A 20948-nucleotide genomic window follows, 5' to 3' on the forward strand; every position below is an offset into this window, starting at 1 on the left:
TGGAAAAGCGACGAGCGCTACGTGGTGCGGGTGAGGTCGGCGTTGCGTGTGGGTGCCAGGCCCACGCCTTGAAAATGCTGGATCCGCAACCCGCGTTCATTGCCCCGGTGATACAAGGCACTGAAACGGCTGTCGGCAAACAGATGGCGCTGCACCAGGCGGGCAAGCCGGGCGCTGTGACCAAAGGGTGTAATCCAGTCGAGGAACCACAAGCGATCGCCGCTGTTCCAGTCCTCCTGCGCGAGGGTGATCGCAGGGTTTTGCAGATAACGCTGCTCGGCTTCGACGCTGAACCAGGCCCAGGCGGCGTAGAACACCGGGCGTCCGTGTTCGCTGCCGATCACGAACTGGCGATTGCCAATGGCCGGTAGCAACAAGGCGTTCAGCGTGTGCAACGGGGCTTCGCGATGGGTCGGCGAATGCATCCACAACCACACGGCGGCGCCCAGTGCATGGGCCTCACTCCAGGGTTCTTCACTGAACGCGGGTGCCAACAGCTCAAGGTTATCGAGTTGCATGCAAGTTCCTCACATCGACCACGTCAGGCTGAAACCTGCGGTCGTGCTCGCGGTGTCGAAGCCTTTGGGCTTGCTGATGGGCTGCCCGACGAACACGTCGTAGGACAGTTGACGGTATCCGCCACGCAGCCCCACCACATAACCGGCCAGGTGGTCACCGATGAGGTATTGACTCGAAGGCCCACCGACCTTGCCGTAGTCGACGCCCAGGTAAGTCTCCTGGCCGCTGTTGCCCAGCGCCAGTCCCAGGTCGTTGCGCACCAGCCAGCCACGGTCGGCCGACAGGATGTTCTCACCGTCAAAGCCGCGCACGCTGTAGCGCCCGCCAATCGAGAAACGATCCTGCGCCACCAATGCGGTGCGGTTCCACTGCGCGCGCCAATAGCTGGTGTAGCGCAGGCGTTGCGCGCCCAGACCAAACGGCACGGAAAGCTGCGCGTCGGCATTGAGGATCTGCGAGCGCGAAGTGCCTTCGTCAAGTGCTTCTTCAGGCGCGGCGATGGCGTTGCGCGCACCAGTGCCGCGCCGGTAGCTGCCGTTCACATCGAGGGTCGCAGTGCCGATGAACTCGCGATGACTCAGGCCCAGCGCCCATCCCGCCATGCGGCGGCGCTGGACTTCAATTTCTGTGTCGTCGATAAAGTTTTTCGAGGTGCGGGTCCAGCCACTGAGTTTGAGCGTGGTTTTGCGCACGGCATCGCGGTACAGCAAGCGCGAGGCGCTGACTTCATTGTTTTTGCTTTCACCGGTGTAGTTATAGGTCTGATTGGCCCCGGCAACCGATTGGTGATAGTCGTATTCGCTGGAGGTGATGCCAAACAACCAGTAACCGTAAGGCACCGAGTAATGCAGGGTGTGGCCCTTGGAGCCGCGATCACCGGAGTCTCCGCCGCCCAAGTCGTGGTTGAAGCTGGCATAGAACAGATCGTTGAGGCTCAGCATGTTGTCCAGTGACACCGAGGTCGAGCCCAGGAATTTGCCCGTCGCATCAGTCCCTGAATCGTCTACCGACAGGCTCAAGCGCACCGGCATTGCCTGCTTCCAGGCGATGACCAAATCGCTGTCGCCAGGTTTTGCGTGCATGCCCTGGGCCGCGGCGATCTGAATATCGGCCTCTGCGGTCGGCACACGCTTGAAGTTTTCCAGGGCTTGCTCGAGATCGCGCAGGTTGAGCAGGTCACCGGCCTTGGCAGGTACGGCGTTCCAGGCATTGGCCCGCCGCGAGGTGCCTTCGGCGAAGCGGATCGAGTGAATACGCCCGGGGATCAGGGTCAATTGCAGCACGCCGCTGTTTAAGTCCTGGGGCGGCGCGAGCACACGCGTGGTGACAAAACCGCGCTCGATGATCGCGTTCTGGATGCGTTTCATCGTCAGGTTGATGCCCTGGGCACCCAGGCACTGACCGGTGGCGGGGTCGTGCTGGGGATCGGCGCTGCGCAGCGCCCATTGAAAATCTTCGGCCAATTCGCCGTTCAGAGTGACTTGGCGGATCAGAAAGCATGGAGTTTCACGCTTCTCAAGCAACACGCCCCTGGAGGAAGACGGTGGTAGTTCCAGGCGTACATCCGGGGCCGGCTCGAGTTGCTCGCGCAAGGCTCTCTCGCGATCTTGTTGCAACAACAATTGCTGGGCAGGCGCCGGCGGATCGGCGGCGTACACCGCAAAACTGCCGAACGCACCGAGTAGCACCACCAATGAACGGTGATGCGCCAGTGGCAATTTTTTGATAGCTACACGCGACGAGCCGAAGCAGGCCAGAGACTTCCTTGGCCGAGAAAGCACTTTCATTCCGCATCCCTGTGAAAATCCCCTGCTGGCAGATTCGGCGCCGGGGCGGCACTTGGCTGGGGCAGCAGGATTGCCAAGGCAGGCAACGCACGTAGGAGGGGGCTACGTTAATAAAGTTCACAACCAGCTAGGAATTTTCCTACAAAATCGATCAGCGGCAACGGGATACGCCCGCCGCGTAAAACGAAGGGCGACCTGTTTGGCTACCAGAGGGCTATGTCGTAAGTGAGATAAAGCCGGTTGCTGTCCCGCCCACGCGCGAAGTCCGAGCGGTAGACATAGTTGCGCAGCTTCACACCAACGCCTTTGAACATGCCGTGGGGCACAACGTACGCCAACTCGGTGTCGCGCTCGGACTCATTGATCGGGCTATTGGACTTGCCATCACTGCCTTTCAGATAACGCGTCATGAACGTCAACCCGGGCACACCCAGCGGGGCGAAATCGTAGGCGTAGCTGAGCATCCAAGTCCTCTCGTCCTCTTCGATAAATTTGCCAATGCCCACGTTGCTGAATGAGTACACCGTCGCCCCGCTGACATAGGGCAGCCCGGCGTCACCGCGCAATTGTTGATAGCCGCCGCCAAACGTGTGCCCCGCCACCGCGTACGACAGCAGCCCGCTGTACATGTGGTTATCAATCTTCGCGGCATAGGCCTGCCCTGCGTCTTCGCTGCGGAAATAGCGCAGGTCAGCGGTCAGGACGCCTTGGCCCAGTGTCAGGTCGTGTTGGATACCGGCCAATTGCTGGCGGTAGAAGTTCTCCAGCTCACCATAGAAGTAGCTCAGCCGAGTGCTCTTGCCCAGTTTGTAATCGGCCCCGGCGTAGGTGAAATCGCCGCCTTTTTCGCCGGAATAACCGTCGGGCACAATCGCGACGCTATTGCTGGAGTCGCGCAACTTGAAGCGCTCCAGACGCCCGCCTGTCAGCGTCAGGTTGTCGATGTCGCTGCTGATCAGTTGCCCGCCTTCATAGGTCTGCGGCAACAAGCGTGCATCGTTGTAGATCAGTACCGGGTTTTTCGGTAACAGAGTGCCGTACTTGAGCGTGGTCTTGGCCAGCTTGACCTTTGCCGCCACTGCCGCGCTTGCAAACTCATCGGCCGCGCGCCCGTCATCGTGTACCGGCAGCAACCCGGTGCCACTGCGGCCTCGCCCTGAATCGAGCTTGACTCCCACCAGACCCAGCGCATCAACGCCAAAGCCAAGCAACCCTGGGGTAAAGCCCGACTGAAAATCCAGCAGCAAACCCTGGGCCCACTCGGTACGCTCGCTTTTCGCGGTTCTCGCCGCACGCGCACTCATACCGTGCTCATCACGAAAGTTCTCATTGAAATACACATTGCGCAGTTGCAGTTTCAACTTGCTGTCGTCGATGAAATCACTCGCCCCGGCCGGTGCCAGCGGCAACGCACCCAGCAGCGGAAGAAGACTTGCGCGCGTCAAGAAGTGGCTCATGTCGTACTACTCATATTGTTGTTTTCAGGGATGCACAAAACCCCGCGCCGGCCAGCGACGCGCGAGTCTGATCAGAGATAAGTCAGCGGTGAATCAGGAGAACAGCGTCAAGGCACCCGTGAGCAGAGCCAACGCGGTGATCACCAGGGAAGTCAGCACCGCCCATTTGACGGTGGCCTTCTGAAAGTCGCCGATATCACGGTCTACCATTCCCACCAGCAACAGGGTCGAGGCCACGAGCGGGCTCATCAGGTGTACGGGTTGACCGAGAATCGAAGCCCGCGCGATTTCCACCGGATCGATGCCATAGGCCGCCGCGGCGTTGGCGAGGATCGGCACCACGCCGAAGTAATACGCGTCATTGGACAGCACGAACGTCAGCGGCATGCTGGTGATCGCCACCACCAGCGGGAACAGGTGCCCCCAGGACGGTGGAATCCAATCGACCAGGGTCTGGGCCAGGGCGTCGACCATCTTGGTCCCGGAGAAAATCCCGGCAAAGATCCCGGCGGCAAACACCAGCAGCACCACGGTCATGGCATTGCCGGAGTGCGCCAGGATGCGTTCTTTTTGAATATCCAGTTGCGGGTAGTTGATCATCAGCGCCAACACGAAGCCGATCAGGAACAGAATCGCCGAATGCGCCAGGCCCATGACCAGGGCGGTCATTACAACAATCACCAGCAACAGGTTCAGGTAGGCAAGCTTCGGGCGTTTGTGCGGGGTCTCGCCCAGAATCGCGTCGATGTAGCAATCCCCCCCACCGCTGTGCAGTTGCACGTTACCAATGCGTTTGCGCTCGGCACGGCCTAACAAAAATGCGCTGAATACTACCCAGGCGGCACCGCCGATCATGGTCGGAAGCAATGGAATGAAGTACTCCCCCGCATCCAGCCCGAGCGCGGCAATTGCCCGTGTGGCGGGGCCACCCCAAGGGGTCATGCCACTCATGATGCTCAAGGAAAGCATGGCAATCGTCGCGAGGATCATCGGGTTCATGCCGATGCGCTTATACAGGGGCAGCATGGCCGCGCAGGTGATCATGTAGGTGGTGGTGCCGTCGCCGTCCAGGGCTACCACCAATGACAGCAACGCTGTGCCGATGGCGATTTTCATCGGGTCGCCGTTGACGCGCTTGAGGATCTTGCGGATCAGCGGGTCGAACAGCCCGGCGTCAATCATCAGGCCGAAGAAGAGAATCGCGAACAGTAACAACGCCGCTGAAGGCGCGACCATTTTCAAGCCGTCCAGCATCATCTTGCCAGTGCTGCCGCCGAAGCCACCAATCACCGCAAATACCACGGGCACCACGGTCAACGCGACAATCGGCGACAAGCGTTTGGTCATTATCAGGACGGTAAAGACCACCACCATGGCCAAGCCAAGTAATGCGAGCATAGGTCAGTTCTCTTGTTCTTATGATTAGCGTGGCCGACGCGCGGGCGCGACGCCCCCGAATCCGCCAGGCGGCATGCTTGGGTGACTGGCGAACGTTTTTAATGATGTATTGCGTGTGTGTCGAGCCTACTTTGAGCCGTCAGCGGTATTTACTTGCTGCGACACGAGTCATCCGGCCAATCGCCTGGAGGCACTGGCGTAGACAAACCCTGCGAACAAGCGGCGCGCTGTACGTACCACCGAGGCCTGGATCGTCTCGCCACGGGCTCCGGTATAAGACAGCACGACGTCGATGCCGCCACTTGGATGCTCAATACGCACCTGCTGCAAACGCGGCTCGCTGGCGCCGCCGAGCAGTTGCGCGACCACGCTGCCGTCGGTCACACACGCGGTGGCCAGGCCGATAGAGCCGGTAATGGCCAGGGCCCGATGGCAGTTGTGCGGCATGAAGTAGCGCACCTGAATCGTGCCGCCCGCCTTCGCTGGCGAGACCAATACCGGCTTGGGAATGACCATGTCGCTGACATCACCCAGGCCCATGGCCAGGCCGGCTTGCAGGCGCAGGGACTCCAGACGACACAGGAACTCTTTATCGGCATCCAGTTCTGCCGGGCTTTCGTCGCCGCGTTTGCCCAGTTGGCCTGCTTCGACAATCATCATCGGCATCGCCATGTCGATGCAGGTCACGGCAATGCCGTCGAGCAGGTCCTGGGGGCGCCCCGTCGGGAACAGTTGGCCGGTCTTGCTGCCTGCGGCATCCAGGAAGGTCAGTTGCACCGGCGCTGCGGTGCCTGGTACGCCATCAATGGCGGTCTGGCCTTCATAGCTCACCTTGCCATCGGGCGTGTGTACCTGGGCATTGATAAACGTCCCGGTATTGAGGTTGCGGATGCGTACCTGCGTCGCTTTGCTGCAGGCCTTGACCAGTCCTTGCTCAATGGCGAACGGGCCGACCGCGCACAGCATGTTGCCGCAGTTGGGCGCGGTATCGACGCGGCGCTGGGACACCAGAACCTGGACGAACAGATAGTCGACGTCCGCATCGGGGTGCAGCGAAGGGCTCACAATGGCCACCTTGCTGGTTTGCGGGCTGCCACCGCCAATACCGTCGATTTCCAGTTCATGTCCGGAGCCCATCAGGTTGAGTAGCAGCTCGTCACGCTCCTCGATCGCGGCAGGCAAATCCCAGGCGAGAAACACCGGGCCCTTGGATGTACCTCCACGCATTAACACACAGGGAATTCGTTGCATGACTACAGACTCTTATGGATCAATCGGGGTAATTGATGTGTTGGATGAAAGAGTCGCAGGCTTTAAAAATTGTTTCCAATGCAAATATCAGAGCTATTATTGCGTTTTACAAAAGAGTCGACATGAACCTGCCGGACTGGCGCGCCTGAGAAAAAACGATGAATTATGAGCTGAACGACATTCGATCCTTCGTTAAAATCGCCGAACTCGGTAGTTTCCACGAAGCTGCCGATGCCTTGCACCTGTCCCAGCCCGCCCTCAGTCGGAGGATGAAAAAGCTCGAAGAAGGCTTGGGTACCGCGCTGCTGGACCGCACCACCCGGCGAGTCAGCCTGACCAGCGTGGGGCGCGACTTCCTGCCCAAGGCGCGGCGGTTGCTGGACGACTTCGACGACTCGATCCTCAATATCCGCGAGCTGGCGGAACGCCAAAGCGGGCGTGTCACCCTCGCCTGCATCCCCACCGCCGCGTTCTACTTCCTGCCATCGGTTATCCGTCTCTATAACGAACGCTACCCACAAATCCGCATCCGCCTGCTTGACCTCAGTGCGAACGAGGGGCTGGAAGCGGTGCTGCGTGGCGAAGCGGATTTCGGCATCAATATGATGAGCGGCCAGCACCCCGATATCGAGTTTGTGCCATTGGTCAACGAGCCTTTTGTCTTGGCGTGCCGACGCGATCATGAGCTCGCCGGACGCAGTTCGGTAACCTGGTCGGAACTGAGCAACTACCGCCTGATCGGGGTCGGCCGCCTGAGCGGCAACCGCATGTTGCTCGACCACGCGCTGTCCGGCTTGAGCTGGCGTCCGCAGTGGTTCTACGAAGTGCAGCACCTGTCGACTTCCCTGGGCCTGGTCGAAGCGGGGTTGGGGGTATCGGCGATGCCCAGCCTGGCAATGCCGGCGGTGGATCATCCAACTCTGGTCAGCGTGCCGTTGATCGAGCCGGTGGTGAATCGTTCTCTGGGCCTGGTTTACCGACGCGGCGCATCGCTGTCTCCTGCGGCGGAGAAATTTGTCTCGATACTGCTGGAGCAGTGGGAGAAATAATCAATGCTGGTTGAACCGTCAGTGACGACGACCCAGCACCTTGCTGAAGGTCTGCTCCGACGCTTGCAGCCAGCGTGCCTGAACCAGTAACGGCGTCACCGCAGCGCCCGCCTCCACTTGCCCGTCGATTTGCAGGCGCTGGCGCTGCAGATCCGCATTGATCTTGAATCGATGCTGGGCCGGTAGCTGCAAGTCCGCCAGCAACCGCAGCCCGCCAGAGCATTGCAGCTCAAGCCGGGTACTGCCGAGATTAAGCAACCACGGGCTCAACAGCGCCAGATCGTCGCCCACCAGCGCACCTGCAGCCGTGCGACAGTTGGCCCCGGCGCCATTGACTTGCAAACGCCCGTCCCACGCGCCATCAAGTACAAACATTGGCGGCGCCACGGCGCTGACCGCACGCGGCGCCAACTGTGCCTGCCAGTTCCAGGGCCAGCCATGAATCGACAGCTCCCAAATACGCTGTTGAAAGCCCAGATTCACCTGCACCTCCCGCGCCCAGGGTCGGACCGCCCATTGCACCGGTGCCAACGCGCCGACTTCACTGGCATGACCATTCCACAGGCTGCCCGAGACACCATTGGGCTGCCAGCCAGACGGCCAATTGATCTGCCGGACGATAAAAGCCGCTGGCAATTGCGCCAGCAAGGTCAAGGCAAATACCAACGTCCCCCACGCGATGGCGCGCTTCATGGCCGAGCCACCCCATCCGCCACTTCCAGGCTGAAGGCATAGCCTTGGGCGCCCTGCTCCAGGCTCCATTGCATCGGGCGTCCACCCTGATCCTGCACGGTACGCAACAGTTGCCGCAGGGCCTCTGGACCGGGCAGTTCGCCTTGCAACTGCCAGCGACCCGCCTGCTGTTCGACATGGGTCAGCACCCACTGGCGCGACGCCGCCAGCGCCTGCCATTGCTCGCTGGTGAATATCGCCGGCGGCGGTAATGTGCGGGCCTGTTGCGCCAACGCTTGCCATTGCCGTGCGTCCTGCCAGGCGGCCAGCAGCGGCCGTGTCAGCAACACCAGTAATAACAGCAGTGCGATGGCCCAGCCTGCCAGCACGCAATAACGGCGCAGCGGTGGCAGTTGATTGAAGTTGCTCAAATACTCCAACATCCGCGCTTTCATGGCTGCACTCCCAAATCGAAACTCAGTTGCATACCCGTCGCCAGGCCTTGGGGCTCCTCAAGCCACTGAGCACCGGCCGCCTCGGCAATCGCTTGCCATTCGCCTGTCGCCGGTTGAGGTCCGCTACCGCTGAGTCCCACTCGCCAGACTCGACCGTCAAACCGGTTACTGGAGACAAACCATCCGGGTTGCTGTTGCAGCCAGGTCGAGAGTGCCTGCTCCAGACTCGCCACTTGTTGCTGGCGCACGCGCCAGTCCGTCGTCTGGTTGTTCAGCCGCGCGAGTGCGGCTCGCGCCTGGGAAAGGTTGTTGGCCGGCGCCGCCACAGCCTTGACCTGGGCTTGCCAATCGTCAAGCTGACGTACGATCTGCAGCAAATAGATTGCGCCCCAGCAGGCCGCCAGCAACCCACACCCCAGCAGCAAACGCCGCTGTACGCCGGTCAGCACAGAAGTCCGACGCACGCGGGTACGTAGCGGGCGCGCATCTTCCAACACGCAGGGCACCTGTTCCAGGCGTGCCAGGCGCGATGGCCAGTCTCCGGTCAATGGTTCGATGGACAATTCACGCCAGGCCTGGGGCAAGCGTTCACCCAGCACCTGCGGCCAGATCAACCACTGGCGGGAAGAAGCCTTGACGCACAACAGTTGTTCACGCTGCCAGCTCAGCGCGTAACCGGGCGCAGGTTGCGGCAACAACTGCAATTCCGCCCAACCGTGGCTGATCTGCACGCCCAGCGCCGCACATTCGACCAGCCAGTCCTGGACCTGCTGGCGCTGCATCACCAGCAACTCAAGGTGCCCGGCCTCACGGGACAGGCAACTGACCAGCAACTCCTCGGCGGGCTGTTGCGCGTACTCCTCGAACAGTTGCGGCCATTCATGACGCTTGAGCCCAGGAGGCGCCGGCAGGCAAAAATGGCTACACGCCAGCGCGGGGATAACCAGCGCGCCCGGCAGTTGCAGGCAGGTTGTCGGCGGCGGCCAGGTGCCGCTGGCTTGAACCTGTTGCGCGGCGTAATGCATCCATTGCCAAACACCGTCCGCAGTGGCGGGTGGACGCAACAGCAGCCACTCGCGCGGTTTGGCCCGCAAGCGCTCAAACATGCCCGCACGCCAACTCACGGTTGGGTATCCGGCAAGGCGAAAGTACAGACATAAGGTGCTCCATGATGCTCGAATTCGATCCGCACGCCGCGATTGGGCTGGGCGGCCACAGTGGAAGGAAAGGCCAGCCAGCGCGTGCCCTGGTAAAAACTGAAAACCGCGCGCTCGACTGGCGCCAGTGACTCGTTGAGCTCCCAGCGCGGTTTGCCGACGGCATACAGATCGGCCGAGGTAAAGACACTCAAGCGTGCTTGCCGGGCATCGAATACCAGGCGCTGGCGTTGCACCCGCGAATGAGCTTCGGCGGGCGGCCAGGCCGTCAGCGCGACCCATTGCAACTGCGCGGACGCGGGCTGCCAATCCAGCCAGGCGAGCTTTTCCGGCAAGCGTTGCTCATACAACTGGCGCAGCACCAAAGCGTCGAAACGCCGCTCCAGGGCCAGGCAAAACTCCAGCACTTGAGGTTCGCTACCCGGCTCATCAAGACGCTCGCGCACTTTGACCCAGCCATTGACCAGCGCCGCCAGCAATATCCCGATGACAGCGGTCAGCGCCATCGCCACCAACAGCTCGATCAGGGTCAAGCCGCGCTGCGCCGCCTTCACGGGCGCACCAGAAACAGGCTGAATTGGCCCAATGGCTGGCGCTGCTCGGGGTCGGCAAACAATGACAACTCGCCTCGGCGCAAACGGTTGACACCGGTGTTGCCCAACGTCAATTGCCAGTGACACGTGGTGTGGCCCTGACGCAGTTCACCGGCCACTGCATTGATCTGCGGCCAATAGCGTTCGACGCCGAACTGCGCCTCCAACTCCCGCGCGCACAAACTGCCCACACGGTGTTGCGCGACGGCTTGATGGGTGGCGATGCGCTGGCGCAACAACTGACTGACCATCACCGCCATCAGCGCGGCAATCCCCAGGGCGACCATCACTTCAAGCAAGGTAAACCCTTGTTGGCGCTTCATGGCCGAGTCGCAATCTGCAGCGTGTTGTCCGCACGCCATTGCCAGCGCTGGCGACCTTCGGCCCAGCGCCAGGTGACCGCCACCGGGCGGGCAAGACCCGAGGGCGTGAACATCACCTGCGGCGCGGTGCTCACCGGCCAATCAGGCTGCAGCCCGGCCGGCCAGGACATGGTGCCCGACGACTCGACCTGCCACGACGGCCTGCCGCGCGCTGGCTGCCAGCGCACGAACTCCGGCTGCCGACCGTTCCAGCGCAAGCCCAATACTTGCCCACTGTGCCGCGCCACGGCCGCTTGGCTGCGGGCCTCACTGGCCAGCTGTGCCAAGGCCTGGTGCATCGGTGCCTGGCCGGCATCCAGCGAGGCCACTCCCAGGGCACTGAACAAACCGACGATCAACAAGACCACCAGCATTTCCAGGAGTGAGAACCCGTGGCAGCGCTGCATGCCTAGAGGTCCCAGCTACCGATGTCGGCGTCGGTGCCTTCGCCACCTTCCTGGCCGTCGGCGCCCAGGGAAAAGATGTCCACCCTGCCATGCTGGCCTGGCGTGCGGTAGCCATAGTCATTGCCCCACGGGTCTTGCGGCAGGCGCCGAATGTAGCCGTCGGCGCGCCAACTGCGTGGCAACGGCTCAGTGCTCGGCTTGCTGGTCAGGGCCCGCAAGCCTTGTTCGGAGCTGGGAAAGCGCAAGTTGTCGAGCCGATACATATCCAGCGCCTGCTCCAGCGTCGCCAGGTCAGCCAGGGCTTTTTGGCGCATGGCCTTGTCCTGGCTGCCGAGCACGCTGGGCGCGACCACGGCAATCAACAGGCCGATGATAAAAATCACCACCATGATTTCCATCAGGGTGAAACCGCGTTGACGACGCTTGGACATAGGGTTGCCAGGCATGGCTTGGATCTCCATTTTCAGGTTCTCTACTTTCAAAAGCTAAGGCCTTGGTTGAGTTGCATGATCGGCAGCAGCACTGCCAGCACGATGAACAGCACCACCGCACCCATCAGCAGAATCATCAGGGGTTCGAACAACGCCAGCAGCAGATCGACCTGACGCGCAAAACCGCGCTCCTGGTTATCAGCGACCCGTTCGAGCATATCGGGCAAGGTGCCGCTGGCCTCGCCACTGGCGACCATGTTCAACAGCATGGGCGGGAAATGCCCGCTGGCGCTCAACGCACGGAACAGGGTCACGCCGCCTTCGACCTGTTCACGTACCGCTTCCAGGGCTTGGTGGATCTGTCGGTTGCCGACGGTGGCGGTTGCCACTTCGAGGGACTCGAGTAATGGCACGCCGCTGCCCAGCAAAATCGCCAGGCTGCGCGACACCCGTGCGCTTTCCAGCACCGACAGCAACGCGCCGATGCGTGGCAGGCGCAACGCCAGGCTATCGCGACGCAGGCGCCAGACCGGCTGGCGCAGCAAGAACCGGGCGACCAGCGCCAACAACAAGGCCAGGGCCAGTAACCACGGGCCGAGCATCACCAAGCCTTCACTGGCGCCGATCAATATCCGGGTGATCAGCGGCAGGCTCTGGCCGGTATGGCTGAATTGTTCGGTGAGCTTGGGCACCACAAAGGTCATCAAGCCGATCACCACGGCCATCGATACCAGAATCAGCACCGCAGGATAGATCAACGCGGTGCGGGCCTTGTGGCGTTGTTTCTGCACTTGCTCCAGATGCTCGGCCAAGCGTTCCAGCACCGGTGCCAGCTTGCCGGAGCGCTCGCCGGCCTCGACCAGTGCGCAATACAGCGTATTGAACTGCCCGCCCTGGCGACGCAAGCTCTGGGCCAGGCTCAAGCCCTCACCCAGTGCGCCACGCACCGCCACCAGCAAGTTGCGGATAGCCGGTTCGGCCAGTTGGCGTTCCAACGTGGCCAAGGCATCCACCAAGGGAATGCCAGCACTCAATAACGTGGCCAACTGGCGCGTCAATTCGCACAGTTGCCCGTGGTTCAGGCGTTGCCCGCGAGGGCTTGCGAGGCTGGCGTTTTGCACCTGCAAGTCACGGGCGAACAGCCCCTGCTCGCGCAGCAACTGGCGGGCATGACGCTCGCTTTCCGCCTGGATACTGGCTTTGCGGCGACGTCCGAGCAGATCCAACGCCTGATAACGATAAGTCGGCATCAGTCACGCACCGCGCGCAATACTTGCTCAAGACTGGTTTCGCCACGGCGCATGCATTCGGTGGCCATGGCGGTGAGGCTTTGGCGTTTGTCGGCGAGGTATTCGTGCATCGCCATTTCGCTGGCACCGTCGTACAGCAGGCCGATCAGCCCGGCATCCAGGGTGATGAACTCATAGAGCCCGATGCGCCCGTTGTAACCGCTGCCCTGGCAGTCTTCGCAGCCGTGGGGATGAAAACTCTGCTCAAGCTGCGCCAACTCCGGCCACAACTGGCGCTCGGCAGGCTGCAAGGGCGCGGGTTTCGCGCAATGACACAGGCGCCGTACCAAACGCTGGGCCATCACGCCCTTGAGGCTGGAAGCAATCAGGAAGGGTTCGATGCCCATGTCGCGCAGGCGGGTCACGGCGCCCACCGCGCTGTTGGTGTGCAGGGTGGAGAGCACCAAATGCCCGGTAAGACTGGCTTGCACCGCGATCTGTGCGGTTTCCTGATCGCGGATTTCACCGAGCATGATCACGTCCGGGTCCTGGCGCAGAATCGCCCGCAGGCCACTGGCGAAGGTCATGCCGGCACGCGGGTTGATCGCAGTCTGGCCGATGCCGGTAATCGCATATTCCACCGGGTCTTCGACGGTAAGGATGTTGCACGAACCGTCATTCAGCGCATTGAGGCTGGCGTAAAGCGTGGTGGTCTTGCCCGAACCCGTGGGCCCGGTGCTCAACAGAATGCCGTTGGGCCGCGACAGACAGGCACGCAAAGCCTGTTCGACCTCGGCGGGCATGCCCAGGTTGCGCAAGTCCAACAGGTTGGCCTGCTTGTCCAGCACCCGCATTACCACCCGCTCGCCGTGGATCCCAGGCAGGGTCGAGACGCGGATATCCACCTCGCGACCGCCCGAGCGCAGGGTGATACGCCCGTCCTGAGGCTGACGCTTTTCCGCGATATCCAGGCGCGCCATGACTTTGATCCGCGACACCAGCATCGCCGACAAGGCCCGGGGTGGGCGCAGGATCTCGCGCAAATGGCCGTCGACGCGCAGGCGCACCACCAGGCTCTGCTCGAAGGTCTCGATGTGAATATCCGAAGCGCGCAAGCGCAAAGCCTCGGCAAACAACCCGTTGATCAGGCGGATTACCGGCGCTTCGTTGTCACTTTCGAGCAAGTCTTCGATGCGCGGCAATTCGTTGATCAGGCTGTCCAGGTCAACCTGCTCGCCGATTCCTTCAATCAAGGCCGCCGTCGCTGACTCGCCCGCCTGGTACAGGCCACCCAGGCGCAACTCGTATTGGGCCGGGTCCAGGTGTTCGACCGCCGACGGCAAGCCGTGGACACGTAACACTTCCTGCAAGGCATCGGTGTCCACATCCTCACGCAACCACAGGGTCCAGCCCTCGGCGCCCGGTGCGCGTGCCACTCCGGCCTGGCGCGCCAGTCGATAAGGCAGCAACGTACTCACCAGATCCCCCCGTCCAGGCGCTCGCGGCTGGCCGGAAACAGTTGCAGCAACGCATTGCTGTCGGAGATCGCCGGCAACGCCAGCGTCGTGTTTTCCTTGAGATTGCGGTATTTCTCGCTGCTGAGATGGGCCAGGGTTTCGCCGTCGCGCATGATCCGCGGGCGGATGAACACCATCAGGTTCTGTTTGGTGCGCTGGCTGACGTCAGAGCGAAACAGCCGCCCCAGATAGGGGATATCACCCAGCAGCGGCACGCGTTGATCACTGTTCTTGGCCTCGTCACCGATCAGCCCGCCGAGCACCACCAGGCCGTTGTCCTCGACCATGACCTTGGTCTTGATCTCGCGCTTGTTAGTGATCACATCGCTGGCGCCAGTGCTGTCGGCAATCGAGGAAACCTCTTGGACGATATCCAGGCGCACCGTGTTGTCGATGTTGATCTGCGGTTTGATCCGCAGCTTGATCCCCACTTCCTTGCGCTCGATGGTCTGGTAGGGGTTGGTGTTGTTCTGCGTCACGGAGCCGGTGACGAAGGGCACTTCCTGGCCCACCAGGATCGACGCTTCGGCATTGTCCAGAGTCAGCAAGGTCGGGGTCGACAACAGGTTGAAGCCGCTTTCGCTTTTCAGCGCGTTGAGCAGCGCGAGGAAGTTCAGCCCGCCGCCGTTGAGGTTGCCGACACCTGCGGTGACGCCTGGCACATTGGCCAGCAGTTTGCTCAGGCCTGCGGTGTCATTGCTTGAGGCAGCCGCCGCCACGCTGGTAATGCTCGCGCCGCCGTTGGTGAAGTTGACTGCGCCACCGCCAAATGAGTTACCCATGAACAGCCACTGCACACCCAGCTCCTGCGCACGGGTATCGGAGACCTCGGCAATGATCGCCTCGACCACCACTTGGGCACGACGAATGTCCAGCTGTTCGACGATGGTACGGTAGGCGGCGATTTCGCTGTCCGGCCCGACCATCACCACCGCGTTGGTGCCCTCCTCCGACTCCATGCGAATGCCCGATGAGCTGGCAACGAGCGGTTTCTGCTCGCCTTCGGCGGTGGCACCATCGGCGGCACCGACCGTGTCCTGGCTCAGGCCGCGTAGCACCTTGACCACTTCGGCCGCGTTGGCATGACGCAAGTACATCACCACGGTGTTCGAACTGCGCAACGCACTTTGCGGCTGATCCAGTTGCTTGAGCAACGCGCGCACCCGCTGGCGGCTGTCGGCACTGCCGCGTACCAGCAACGCATTGCTGCGTGGGTCGGCGATCACCTGGGCACTGTCGGCGCCCTGCTCACGGGCCAACAGGCGCGTCATCAATTGCGCCGTGTCATTGGCACTGGCGTTGACCAGCGGCAGCACTTCCAGGGGCTCCTGGCTGACCTGGTCCAGTTGCAGCAACAAGCTGTCGATGCGGTCCAGGTTGCTGCGCCAGTCAGTGATCACCAGCAGGTTGGCCGAGGGGTAAGGCGTAATCACCCCGACCCGAGGGTCGATCAGCGGCTTGAGGATATTGAGCATTTGTTCGCTGGCAGCGTTACGCACACTGAACACCCGAGTCGCCATGCCGTCGTTGGTTTGTTCGTCCTGGCGCGAGGACTCCACCGGCACCGGCTCCAGGCGCGCGGCCTGGTCCGGCACGATCTTCACGCTGCCATTGGGCAAGTCCACGGCGGCAAAACCCTGGGCGCGCAACTGGGCGAGGAAGATGTCGTAAATCTCTTCACTGCCCAGCATCTCGATGCTGCGCACCGTGACCTTGCCCTTGACCCGCGGGTCGATGATGAAGGTGGTATTGGTGATGCGCGACACGCTGTCGATAAACTCGGTCAGTTCGGTGTCGATGAAGTTGACCTCATACAACGCGGTTTCTTCTTCGGCATGGGCCTGGTTGAAGTTCAAGGCCAGGCACAGCGCCGTCAGGCCCAGGCATTTGTTGATCATGTGCATAGTCGGTTCATTCCTGGCGCTTGAGGCCGATTACCGGCCGCTGGGCCGGCCACGGCATACGCTCGTGTTGCCCTTGATTGTCGAAAATCAGCCCGCGGTCGTCGATGTCGTGCAGGACGATACCGGGGGCCAGGCGCTGACCCAGGGTCAGCGTGCGATCTTGTTGCTGGTAGCGCAGCACCACTACGGTGGCGCGCAACTGATTGGCTTTGAGGCTGCCCAGATAATCGAGCTTGAGCGTGGTCAGCGGCAGGTCGCTGCTCGGTGCCTGACGCGGCGTCCAATGGCCACTCAACAGGTCGGGTACCGGGGCTGCTGTCGGGTACGCTGCAACCGGCTGCGTAACACCGTGCCAAAGCTGCAGCACACAGCGCGCTGCCAGCCACGCGAAAAGAGTAACCAGCAAGAGGTTGAACAGGACGCCTGCACGACTCAACTGATCAGGCTCCGTGGATGCCATCCCGGATGCCCTTGCACGTAGCGCACTTCAGGCAGTTGCAACGGCGCCAGTTGCCAGTCGGTCGGCTGTTCGCGCAACCAGCCTTCCACGTGCTGCCACAGCGGTTGCCCGGCCTCGGCGGCAAAGCCCAGGCTGAAGGTGCGACAGGTACCGACCGGCTCTTTGAATTCACTGACCCGCTTGCCGCCAGGGCTATAGGTCACTTGCCAGGGTTGGCCGAGCCAGCGCGGCAGGTCCTGGCTGTTATCGAGCAGCAACGGCTCGCCAAACAGTTGCTCGGCGGCGTTCTCCAGCACCTGGCGCACCTGCTGCGCCGGCACATCGACCACCGGCGCCGGGTAGCTGGCGCTCAGGCTGATCAAGTGTTCGCGGGTAATCATCTGGCCGCGTGCCAAGGGAATGTCATAGCGCAGCCCGGGCAACAGCACCGCGCTGTCGGGCTGCTGGGCCAAAGCCTGATGTAACAGGCGATCCCAACTGCCGCCGCGCACATCGCGGCGCCAAAGGTTTTCCGGGGCCCGGGCCAATGGCTGGTCCAGCCAACCGGCGTGGGCGGCACGTTGTTGTTGCAAGCGCGGTTGCAGGCGCTGGACATGAGCCTGGCCGGCGGCGTCCAGGACATGCCCCTGGGCCGGGTAGAAGCGCGCGTCGAAACGCCATTGGCCAGCCTGCGCCTGGCAGCGAATGCGAAACGCGCCGCTGGCACGGGTTCCGCCCAGTACCACCGGTACCCGCTTGCCCGAGCTTTGCAGGATCTCCACCGGTTGCGGCCACAAATCCTGGCCGCGGGCACACAGCACCAGGTCGACCTGGCTCATGCGCTCGGCCAGCCAGAAACCCGGACCGGTGCCGACGTCTGCCAGCGCCACCACCAAATCAGCTTCGGCACGGGCCTGGGCGAGCACCGGTTGCAGGCTCTGCAGCCATTGTTTCAAGGAGGCTTTCTGATCGCGCGCATAAGGATCGGTAATGCCGACCACTGCGATGCGCACACCGCCGCGCCGGAACAGGCTCATGCCTGGTGTGGCCAGGCGTTGTGCGCTGTCGGTGGCGAGCCCGGCGCCGAGCACCGGGTGGCCGAATTGCTGATACAACCCTTGGCATTGTTCCGGCCAGAGCACACGTTCATCGCTGCTGACCCGCACCTCGCTGCCGAGCAACTGACTGCCCTGGACCCCGGACAGGCCTCGCGTCAGGTATGCCAGGCCACTGCCGTTCCAGCACTGGCCGTTTTCCAGGGTCAGACTGTTGTCCTGGCCTGCTTCATCACGCAAACGTTGCAGTACTGCGCCGAGAACGGCGTAACCACCGGTTTCCACACCGTCACTGAGCGAGGCATCGAGCAAGCCGTCCAGTTGGCTGCCATCGGCTTGACGAAAATGCGCATTGGCTCCGGTAATCCAGGGCGCCTGGCCGATCCGCGTCGCCGGGCCCAAGCGTGTAGCGGGCACCACCGGGCGGCCTGGCTGACGTGCATCAAGGGTGTCGGCAACATACAACAGGTCCACCGGCTGGCTGTCGTTCGGCCCCGCCGCAGCGCCCAGGCTGGAGCAGCCGGCAAGCCAGGGCGCACAGGCACCCAGCGTCATCCATCCCAATACATCGCGCCGCACCATTGAAACCATCGTTCCCTCACCTTGAAGCTGACTCTGCACAAGGGCGGCATAGTGGGGGGCAATTAATGACGGTTTGATGGCAGTTTTTTAACAGTCATGAAATGCTCTTTCTTGTAACAAAAAGAAATAAAAGAAATGAACTTAAATACATTTTTAACAAAACCGCCAAAGAATCATCACACTTGGCTCTTACAGTTCCGGCTCCTTTCAAACCAATCGTGATCTACAAAGGACCTGATGAAATGAGTCGAGAGACTGGCGACAAACAGAATCGCAACCTGAGCCTCAACGAACCGATGGAATCGGTACTCACCGCCTACCTGAGCCGTCGTAGCGTGGTACGTGGCGGGCTCGGCGCCGCGATTGCCATGATTGCCGGTACCGGCCTGACCGGTTGCTTTGACGGCGATGGCGGTTCAGACGACCCCGCGCCAACTACTCCGCCGCCCAAGCCTGCGCTGAAACTGGGCTTCAAATCGATCCCCGGCTCCCTCACCGACGCCTGCACTGTGGCTGCCGGATACACCGCCCACGTCCTGGCGCCTTGGGGCACGCCGCTGAACAGCAACGCTGCCGCCTGGAAAAGCGATGGCAGCAACACCTCCACCGACCAGGCCAACGCGGTGGGCATGCACCACGACGGCATGCACTTCTTCCCGATCAATGGCAGCTCCACTGACGGCCTGATCGCCATCAACCACGAATACATCGATGCCTCGGCGCTGCACCCGGCTGGCCCGACACTGGTCGATGGCATTCGCCCGGCCGAAGAAGTGCGCAAGGAAATCAACGCCCACGGCGCCGGTGTGATGCGTGTGAGCAAGGTCAACGGCCGCTGGCAGGTGATGGAAAACGACCCGCTGAACCGCCGCTTCACCACTGCCACCGTCATGGACCTGGCGGGCCCGCTAAAAGGCACCGAACACGTCAAGACCAAGTTCTCGCCAACCGGCACCCAGACCCGTGGCACCAACAACAACTGCGGCAACGGCTATACACCGTGGGGCACCTACCTCACCTGCGAGGAAAACTGGCCAGGGATTTTCGTCAATAAAAGCGGCAACCGGCCGGCAGACCAGGTGCGCATCGGCGTAGGCACCGGCAATGGCAACTATCGCTGGGAGAGCGCCGCTGGCGACCCGAGCGAGGTGGCCGACGAGTTCAGCCGTTTCAACGTGACCCCAACCGGCGCCAGCGCGACCGACGACTACCGCAATGAAGCCAGCACCTACGGCTACATCGTCGAAATCGATCCGTACAACGCCTCGACCCGCGCCGTAAAACGCACCGCCCTCGGTCGTTTCCGCCACGAAGGCTGCTGGCCCGGCCTGACCGCCGCCGGCAAGCCGGTAGTGTTCTACAGCGGCGACGACTCGCAGAACGAGTACCTGTACAAGTTCGTCTCCACTGCACTGTGGGACCCGGCCGATGCCAACCCGAGCGATCGCCTGGCGACCGGTGCCAAGTACATGGACAGCGGCAAGCTGTATGTGGCGCGCTTCAATGCCGACGGCAGCGGCAATTGGCTGCTGCTCGACGTAGCCAGCCCCACCATCGATGGCAGCACACTGGGTGCAAAGTTCACTGACCTGCCGGGGATCATCCTCAACACCCGTGGTGCAGCCGACGCTGTTGGTGCAACACCCATGGACCGCCCGGAGTGGACCTCGGTCAACCCGCTCAATGGCGATGTCTACCTGACGCTTACCAACAACACCAGCCGCACCGAGGCCAACCCAGCCAACCCGCGGGTCAAGAACAAGCACGGGCACATCATTCGCTGGCACGACGCCGACAGCCAAGTGTCGTTCACCTGGGACATTTTTGTGTTTGGCGCCAACGCTGCTGGCACCCCGGACCTCAACCGCTCGGGCCTGACCGAGTTGAACCAGTTCGCCAGCCCCGACGGCATGAGCTTCGACAGCCGTGGGGTGCTGTGGATCCAGACAGACAACGGCGAGTCCACCATCACCAGCTACACCAACGACCAGATGCTGGTGGTGATCCCCACCAACCTGGTCGATGCCCAGGGCAAGCAGGTTCCGGTCAACGCGCAGAACCAGGCGGACCTGCGGCGTTTCTTTGTCGGGCCCAACGGTGCGGAAGTGACGGGGGTGACGTTTACTCCGGACAACAAGACGGTGTTCGTCAACATCCAGCATCCGGATAACTGGCCGTCCACCGACGTGGCTACGGATGTCACCGTGGGCAGCGTGCGACCGCGCGCTTCTACCGTAGTGATCCAGCGGGCCGACGGGGGAGAGTTGGCGATCGGCTGATTGCCTTGGGAGAGCTGTCACGCTTTGGGGTGGCAGCTCTTGCTCTTGTCTGGCGGGTGCTTGGTTGGCTTGGGTACATATCCGTTGCTGCGGTTATGGCGGCTATTGGTTCCGCCCTTACGGCGGGTCACTTTGGAAAAGCCCCAAAGTAACCAAAGGGCTCTTGCCCCACCACTCGGCACCTCGCTCAGGCTCGGTGTGCCCGCACTCAGGCATTGCTCCGTGGGCCCGCTGCCATCGGCCATCCATGGCCGAGGGCAGCTACCCCGGCATCCTGCCGGGGTGCCCACTGCGCAATACCTGCCTGCGGCCAGCGTGGTTTAACGGGGCGCCTCAGATCAAGATCAAGATCAAGATCACAATCAAAAGCCAGAGCCAGAGCCAGAGCAGATCAACAGACCGCTG

Annotated in this window: 20 protein-coding genes; 3 read left to right on the forward strand and 17 right to left on the reverse strand. The window is 62.1% G+C overall.

All coding sequences use genetic code 11. The features are described from left to right. Positions 1–17 precede the first annotated feature (17 nt). From OQ460_RS13155 to OQ460_RS13175, 5 genes are all read right to left on the reverse strand, one after another. Positions 18–518 carry a toxin-activating lysine-acyltransferase gene (locus tag OQ460_RS13155; protein ID WP_410017917.1) on the reverse strand — a complete coding sequence of 167 codons (501 nt, stop codon included), beginning with the start codon at positions 516–518 and terminating at the stop codon, positions 18–20. 9 nt (positions 519–527) lie between these two features. Then, positions 528–2306: a ShlB/FhaC/HecB family hemolysin secretion/activation protein gene (locus OQ460_RS13160; protein WP_410017918.1), complete on the reverse strand. Its 1779-nt coding sequence runs from the start codon at positions 2304–2306 to the stop codon at positions 528–530. A 203-nt stretch (positions 2307–2509) separates the two neighbouring features. Next, positions 2510–3763: an OprD family porin gene (locus OQ460_RS13165; protein WP_410017919.1), complete on the reverse strand. Its 1254-nt coding sequence runs from the start codon at positions 3761–3763 to the stop codon at positions 2510–2512. Positions 3764–3856: 93 nt separating this feature from the next. Continuing rightward, the gene (locus tag OQ460_RS13170) at positions 3857–5161 is read right to left on the reverse strand and encodes a CitMHS family transporter (protein ID WP_410017920.1); all 1305 of its coding nucleotides are present in this window, start codon (positions 5159–5161) and stop codon (positions 3857–3859) included. Between the two features lie 168 nt (positions 5162–5329). Further along, positions 5330–6412: a 4-oxalomesaconate tautomerase gene (locus OQ460_RS13175; protein WP_410017921.1), complete on the reverse strand. Its 1083-nt coding sequence runs from the start codon at positions 6410–6412 to the stop codon at positions 5330–5332. Between OQ460_RS13175 and OQ460_RS13180 the strand changes: the two genes are divergently transcribed. Continuing rightward, positions 6411–6581 (forward strand): hypothetical protein, encoded by a 171-nt coding sequence (locus OQ460_RS13180; RefSeq protein WP_410017922.1) that lies wholly within the window; start codon positions 6411–6413, stop codon positions 6579–6581. The two genes, OQ460_RS13175 and OQ460_RS13180, sit on opposite strands and share 2 nt — an antisense overlap. After that, on the forward strand, positions 6571–7461 hold the full coding sequence (locus OQ460_RS13185; protein ID WP_410017923.1) for a LysR family transcriptional regulator: 891 nt from the start codon (positions 6571–6573) through the stop codon (positions 7459–7461). Before OQ460_RS13180 ends, OQ460_RS13185 begins: the two co-directional genes overlap by 11 nt. Positions 7462–7479: 18 nt before the next feature. Here the strand turns inward: OQ460_RS13185 and gspN are convergent, their stop codons facing one another. Genes gspN through OQ460_RS13245 form a run of 12 tightly spaced genes read right to left on the reverse strand, consistent with a single transcriptional unit; the run spans position 7480 to position 18273 of the window. After that, entirely contained in the window at positions 7480–8154 is a 675-nt protein-coding gene (gspN, locus tag OQ460_RS13190) for a type II secretion system protein N (RefSeq protein ID WP_410017924.1), read from the reverse strand. After that, a complete protein-coding gene (gspM, locus tag OQ460_RS13195) occupies positions 8151–8588 on the reverse strand; it encodes a type II secretion system protein GspM (protein ID WP_410017925.1) in 438 nt (145 codons plus the stop codon). The genes gspN and gspM overlap by 4 nt, the downstream gene beginning before the upstream one ends. Beyond that, complete coding sequence (locus OQ460_RS13200) at positions 8585–9712, reverse strand: type II secretion system protein GspL (RefSeq protein ID WP_410017926.1); 1128 nt, start codon at positions 9710–9712, stop codon at positions 8585–8587. Before OQ460_RS13200 ends, gspM begins: the two co-directional genes overlap by 4 nt. After that, entirely contained in the window at positions 9709–10299 is a 591-nt protein-coding gene (locus OQ460_RS13205; protein WP_410017927.1) for a PulJ/GspJ family protein, read from the reverse strand. Before OQ460_RS13205 ends, OQ460_RS13200 begins: the two co-directional genes overlap by 4 nt. Further along, complete coding sequence (locus OQ460_RS13210) at positions 10296–10661, reverse strand: type II secretion system protein (RefSeq protein ID WP_410017928.1); 366 nt, start codon at positions 10659–10661, stop codon at positions 10296–10298. The genes OQ460_RS13205 and OQ460_RS13210 overlap by 4 nt, the downstream gene beginning before the upstream one ends. Continuing rightward, complete coding sequence (gene gspH, locus OQ460_RS13215; RefSeq protein WP_410017929.1) at positions 10658–11107, reverse strand: type II secretion system minor pseudopilin GspH; 450 nt, start codon at positions 11105–11107, stop codon at positions 10658–10660. The genes OQ460_RS13210 and gspH overlap by 4 nt, the downstream gene beginning before the upstream one ends. 2 nt (positions 11108–11109) lie before the next feature. Next, a complete protein-coding gene (gene gspG, locus OQ460_RS13220; RefSeq protein ID WP_410017930.1) occupies positions 11110–11553 on the reverse strand; it encodes a type II secretion system major pseudopilin GspG in 444 nt (147 codons plus the stop codon). Positions 11554–11585: 32 nt separating this feature from the next. Next, positions 11586–12788, reverse strand: coding sequence for a type II secretion system inner membrane protein GspF (gene gspF / locus OQ460_RS13225; RefSeq protein ID WP_410017931.1), 1203 nt, complete (start codon positions 12786–12788; stop codon positions 11586–11588). Then, positions 12788–14236, reverse strand: a complete 1449-nt coding sequence (locus tag OQ460_RS13230) for a GspE/PulE family protein (protein ID WP_410022000.1) — start codon at positions 14234–14236, stop codon at positions 12788–12790. The genes gspF and OQ460_RS13230 overlap by 1 nt, the downstream gene beginning before the upstream one ends. A 5-nt stretch (positions 14237–14241) precedes the next feature. Beyond that, positions 14242–16188 carry a type II secretion system secretin GspD gene (gspD, locus tag OQ460_RS13235; protein ID WP_410017932.1) on the reverse strand — a complete coding sequence of 649 codons (1947 nt, stop codon included), beginning with the start codon at positions 16186–16188 and terminating at the stop codon, positions 14242–14244. Between the two features lie 7 nt (positions 16189–16195). Beyond that, positions 16196–16648 carry a pilus assembly protein PilZ gene (locus tag OQ460_RS13240; RefSeq protein WP_410017933.1) on the reverse strand — a complete coding sequence of 151 codons (453 nt, stop codon included), beginning with the start codon at positions 16646–16648 and terminating at the stop codon, positions 16196–16198. After that, positions 16621–18273 (reverse strand): lipoprotein UxpA, encoded by a 1653-nt coding sequence (locus tag OQ460_RS13245; protein ID WP_410017934.1) that lies wholly within the window; start codon positions 18271–18273, stop codon positions 16621–16623. The genes OQ460_RS13240 and OQ460_RS13245 overlap by 28 nt, the downstream gene beginning before the upstream one ends. A gap of 233 nt (positions 18274–18506) precedes the next feature. On the opposite strand from OQ460_RS13245, the gene OQ460_RS13250 reads away from it, so the two are divergent. Next, positions 18507–20543: a PhoX family protein gene (locus OQ460_RS13250; protein ID WP_410017935.1), complete on the forward strand. Its 2037-nt coding sequence runs from the start codon at positions 18507–18509 to the stop codon at positions 20541–20543. The last annotated feature ends 405 nt before the right edge of the window (positions 20544–20948 follow it).

The organism is Pseudomonas imrae (assembly GCF_046352735.2).
GTDB lineage: Bacteria > Pseudomonadota > Gammaproteobacteria > Pseudomonadales > Pseudomonadaceae > Aquipseudomonas > Aquipseudomonas imrae.